The sequence below is a fragment of the Mesorhizobium sp. M7A.F.Ca.US.014.04.1.1 genome (assembly GCF_003998745.1).
Classification (GTDB): Bacteria; Pseudomonadota; Alphaproteobacteria; order Rhizobiales; family Rhizobiaceae; genus Mesorhizobium; species Mesorhizobium ciceri.
In genome coordinates this window covers 1-4,174 of record NZ_RZRW01000502.1, presented here as the reverse complement: position 1 = coordinate 4,174, position 4,174 = coordinate 1, and the positions used below count along the sequence as shown (strand labels likewise).

General features: G+C 59.9%; 6 protein-coding genes. 1 reads left to right on the top strand and 5 read right to left on the bottom strand.

Annotated features, from left to right (window positions below):
- The 3 genes from EOA22_RS26140 to EOA22_RS26125 all read right to left on the bottom strand — a co-directional run.
- The coding region (locus EOA22_RS26140) for an AraC family transcriptional regulator (RefSeq protein WP_164755825.1) at positions 1-507 on the bottom strand (507 nt) is incomplete at its 3' end.
- A gap of 282 nt (positions 508-789) precedes the next feature.
- Positions 790-924: a hypothetical protein gene (locus EOA22_RS39600; RefSeq protein WP_013531161.1), complete on the bottom strand. Its 135-nt coding sequence runs from the start codon at positions 922-924 to the stop codon at positions 790-792.
- Between the two features lie 339 nt (positions 925-1,263).
- The gene (locus EOA22_RS26125) at positions 1,264-1,449 is read right to left on the bottom strand and encodes a hypothetical protein (protein WP_013531162.1); all 186 of its coding nucleotides are present in this window, start codon (positions 1,447-1,449) and stop codon (positions 1,264-1,266) included.
- A gap of 221 nt (positions 1,450-1,670) precedes the next feature.
- Between EOA22_RS26125 and EOA22_RS26120 the strand changes: the two genes are divergently transcribed.
- A complete protein-coding gene (locus EOA22_RS26120; RefSeq protein ID WP_013531163.1) occupies positions 1,671-2,570 on the top strand; it encodes a LysR substrate-binding domain-containing protein in 900 nt (299 codons plus the stop codon).
- Positions 2,571-2,597: 27 nt separating this feature from the next.
- Here EOA22_RS26120 and EOA22_RS26115 read toward each other — a convergent pair whose 3' ends face one another.
- Together EOA22_RS26115 and EOA22_RS26110 are read right to left on the bottom strand one after the other, a co-directional pair.
- Positions 2,598-3,545, bottom strand: a complete 948-nt coding sequence (locus tag EOA22_RS26115) for an alpha/beta hydrolase (protein ID WP_024501316.1) — start codon at positions 3,543-3,545, stop codon at positions 2,598-2,600.
- A gap of 232 nt (positions 3,546-3,777) precedes the next feature.
- Complete coding sequence (locus EOA22_RS26110; RefSeq protein ID WP_027160508.1) at positions 3,778-3,963, bottom strand: hypothetical protein; 186 nt, start codon at positions 3,961-3,963, stop codon at positions 3,778-3,780.
- Positions 3,964-4,174: the final 211 nt, after the last annotated feature.

The window sequence follows — 4,174 nt, the reverse complement described above, 5'->3', positions numbered from 1 at the left end:
GGTGTAGATGTTCTGGTCGATCTCGAAGAGGTCGGCAAAGACATTGGCCTTCGGGAACGCCTCGGAAAAGCCCGGCAGGTTCTCCCAGTGGATGGCGCAGCGCTTGATGGACAACAGGCCGGCGGCGGCGAGGATATGCGCGCCGGTGCACAGGCCGCCGACGGCGACGCCGCGATTGTATTCCTCGCGCAGCCAGGCGAAGGCGGACTTGTTTTGGTAGCGCTCGACATTGATGCCGCTGCAGACGATGGCCATGTTCGGCCGATCGGGACCTGCCATCTTCTTGCGTTCATCCTCGAGCGACGTGTTGACCGCGCACTCGACTCCGTTCGAGGCGCGCACCGGCTTGCCGTCGATGCTGGCGAGGCGCCATCGATAGGCCTCGTAGCCGAGCATGCGATTGGCCGAGCGCAGCGGGTCGAGCGCGGTCGCAAAGGCGATCATGGTGAAATCGGGAATAAGGAAGAATACAAACGACCGCTTGATCGGATGCTTTACGGCGTTCAAGGGAACCTCACACAGCCATGGCGCGAACAGGATGTCGCGAATAGCATAGCGACATCAGGAAAAACCATGTCTGTCAATCGGCTACGCCGCTACGACAAGATTAAATTTGCGACATGGGTCGCAAATGGGCAATCGGCGTGCAGCGGGGCCCGGAAGTGGCACGAACTGTTCAAGGGACAGGCAGCGTACAGCCTGTGCGCAGAACAAAAACGCCGCTCTGGCTGGAGGCAGGCGGCGTTGCAGTTTTAAAGCAGCGGCAGGGATGCGCTGCCTGGAAAATCTTCAGGCGACGAAGCCGAGGCGCGCCGCATTCATGGCGCCAGTCTGGCCGGGCATGGTGTTGGCGAGACGCTGACGCTCGAGAGCGGTGGTCAGGTTCATTTCGCGGCGGGCAAAGAGGCGGGCAAAAAGCTTCATAATCATCTCCATTCGGTTGCTCAGACGGGTCGCCTTCGCTTGATGGAGTGGGGCAGCTCGTTTGCTGGCGCTGATATAGGCTTGTGTAAGCAGAAACTAAATCGCAAAAGCGAACCGCTTGATATGAAATGCGACATCGATTGCGACAGATTTGGGCAAGGTGCTCAAAATTTACGATCATTTACAAGACATTAAGTGAAAACAGGAGCTGCTATGCGGCTTTCTCATATGCGTCATGCGTTGGCGACATGGCTCCAAAACTCATTTGTATACAAATAAAATAAAGAAGGCCTGCCGGGCGGTTCGCGCGGCAGGCCTTCAGCACATAGTACACACGATCTACTTTGCTCCAGCCCAGGATCCGATGCCATTGCGAGTACCGGTCTTGGTGTCGGAAGCCTCAGGCCAGCCGATATCCTTCTGCAGTTCGATCGGCAAGGAACGGATGGCGCGCTCGGTCTGGTAGCGGGCGCGTGCCGCGCTGAATTCGGTCGCGATGCGACCAAGAGACGACAGGATAGACATTTCTTTCTCCTTTGGTGGCTGGCGGGTGCCAGACAGCGCGTTGGTTACGTCGGGTTTGTTTCAACTTCATTTCGTGTCGAATGCAGGTCTGTGTCGGGGTCGTTTCATGGCTGCTTGTGGCAGCTGCCTCATTCGATGGAGTTGACTATCCTCCCAATCTGATGTTCAATCAAACGAAATGGAGTGATGTTTTGTATCAGAAAAATTGAAGGTCGGTTGCCATGAACGCCCCGCTCAATCATCCGCTGCCACTGCTCGATCTCGACGTTTTGCGCACTTTCGTGGCGATTGCCGAGACCGGCAGCTTCACCACCGCCGCCAATGCCGTCTTTCGCACGCCTTCGGCCGTCTCCATGCAGATCAAGAAGCTGGAGGACATTCTCGGCCGCTCCGTGTTCGCGCGCGACGCCCGCTCGGTGTCGCTGACCACGGACGGCGAGATGCTGCTCGGCTATGCCCGCCGGCTGCTGTCGATCAACCGCGAGGTGGTGTCGAAGTTCATCATTCCCGAGATTGTCGGTGTCGTGCGGCTTGGTTCGCCGGACGATTACGGCGAGCGCGTGCTGCCGCATGTGCTGAAGCGTTTCGCGCAGTCGCATCCGTCGATCGCCGTCGACGTCACCATCGACCAGAGCAGCAATCTGCGCCGGCGCATGGACGACCGGGCGCTCGACATCACGCTGCTGACCAATTCCTACAAGACCAGCGCGCTCGGCGCCGAGGTGCTGCTGACCGAGCCGATCGTCTGGGCTGGCGCCAAGGGCGGCTGCGCGCATCTGCGCGAGCCGCTGCCGGTGTCGCTTTGGGAAGAGGGCTGCGCCTGGCGCGCCGGAGCGCTCGATGCGCTTGGCCGCGAGGGCCGCAACTACCGCATCGCCTATATGAGCGCGCACACGGCCGGCCAGCGCGCCGCGATCATGTCCGATCTCGCCGTGGCGCCGCTGCCGAAGTCGTTTCTCGGCAACGACATGGTCGAACTCTGCCCGAAGGACGGCATGCCCGACATCGGCACCTACAATCTGGCGATGGTGGTGGCGCCGGACGCCAGCGCGCCGGTCAAGGCCGTCGCCGACCACATCCGCGCGACCTTCGAAGTGTTCCGGGAAACCGGCAAGTTCTGACCGGCTGGTAAGGACGACAATATAGAGCTACTCCGCCGCTTCGGCGGGGCGCTGTTCAGGCCTTAGTCTCGTGTCTTGCACGATCCGGCTCTCCCCGAGAAATTCGACGATGCGCTCGCGGGCGCGCCGGGCCTCCGGCATGTCGATCAGCGGCCAGACGTGGAACATGCCTTCCTCATAGACAAGATCGATTTCAACGCCGGCGGCGCGGGCTTTTTCCGCGAAGATCAGATTGTCGGGCGTCAAAAGATCGCGCGAGCCAGTCAAAAGCAGTGTTCTTGGCAGCACTGACAGATCTCCATAGACCGGGCTGATATGCCAGTCGCTGGGATCGATGCCGGCACTGTACAGACGAATCGCCTCTCGTCCGCCAGCTATGCCCAGCCAAGGGTCGTTGCGTTCCGCCTCGAACACTGCGGGATTGGTGAGCGACACGTCGAGACCCGGCGAAATGAGCACATGTCGTGACGGCAGGGACAGTCCTTCTTCGGCGGCCATCATGGTCAGCACCACAGCCATGTTGCCGCCGGCGGAATCGCCCATGAAGACGATGTCCTCGGCCTCCGTCTCGGCGAGCATCTGCCGGTAAACATCGCCAACCATCCCGAACATGGCGTGGAAATCATGTTCGGGGGCAATTGGATAGATCGGCACCGTGATTGCGTAGCCCAACCGATCCGCCATGTCGGCAATCAGGTGCCAGTGATAGGGCGTGATTTCAAAGACATAGGCGCCGCCGTGCAAGTAGAGAATCCGCTTCTGTTCGCCGGACTTGGGTGGGATTTCGTATACGGGGAAGCCACCGACCGTATGCATCTCGATATCGAGACGCTGGTGTAGCGAGGCGGGCGGCCGGTGGTTCTCGGTCTTGCGCGCGGCCGCGATCCAGCGCTGCAGATTTTCCGGACTGGCAAATGCCTGCTTACGGCTGTGCCGCAAGACAAAAGACACGACATGGCTTTTCAAACTTGGCATGCGGATACACGAACTTCGGCCAAAGCCGACTAAGAGAACCCCCTAAATCGAAAGATTGTGCCGTGGCTGAAAATGTCAAGATTTGCGCCCGCGTCTACACGGCGGTTTGATCCGCGCCGCAGTGGTCAGCGACGCGGTAAAAGTGCGGCTCGCAGCCGGTTGCTGGTGGTCGCCGGGGACATGCGAGGTTCCCGGCGCATGCCGAGCAATTTGCATTTCTCGGCGAAGGTCATCAGCGCGCGGCGCTCCAGATAGCGTTGCTGAGGGATGCCCTTTCACTGGATCGCGGCGACACCGGCCAGCCGATGTCCTTCTGGATTTCGGGCGGCAGGCTGTTCAGCAGGCGCCGCGCCTTGCTGCGGTCATGGGCTTGTCTGATGGCGGTGCCATAGCGGCTCAGGCTTTCGAGCATTGACATCGTTGTCTCCCCTGGAGCGTTGCGGCGGCTGAAAGATATTTCCTGCCTGCCGTTCGATGCCGGTTGAATGCGCCTGCCATGTATCTGGCGAATTTCACGAAAACAGCGTTTTGGTTTCCGGATCAGACGATCCGGAAACATTTGCATGCAAATGAGTTTCGAAAGGTGTTGGCGGGGGCGGGCCGCTTATTCACGTCCACGCCTCCGCTCC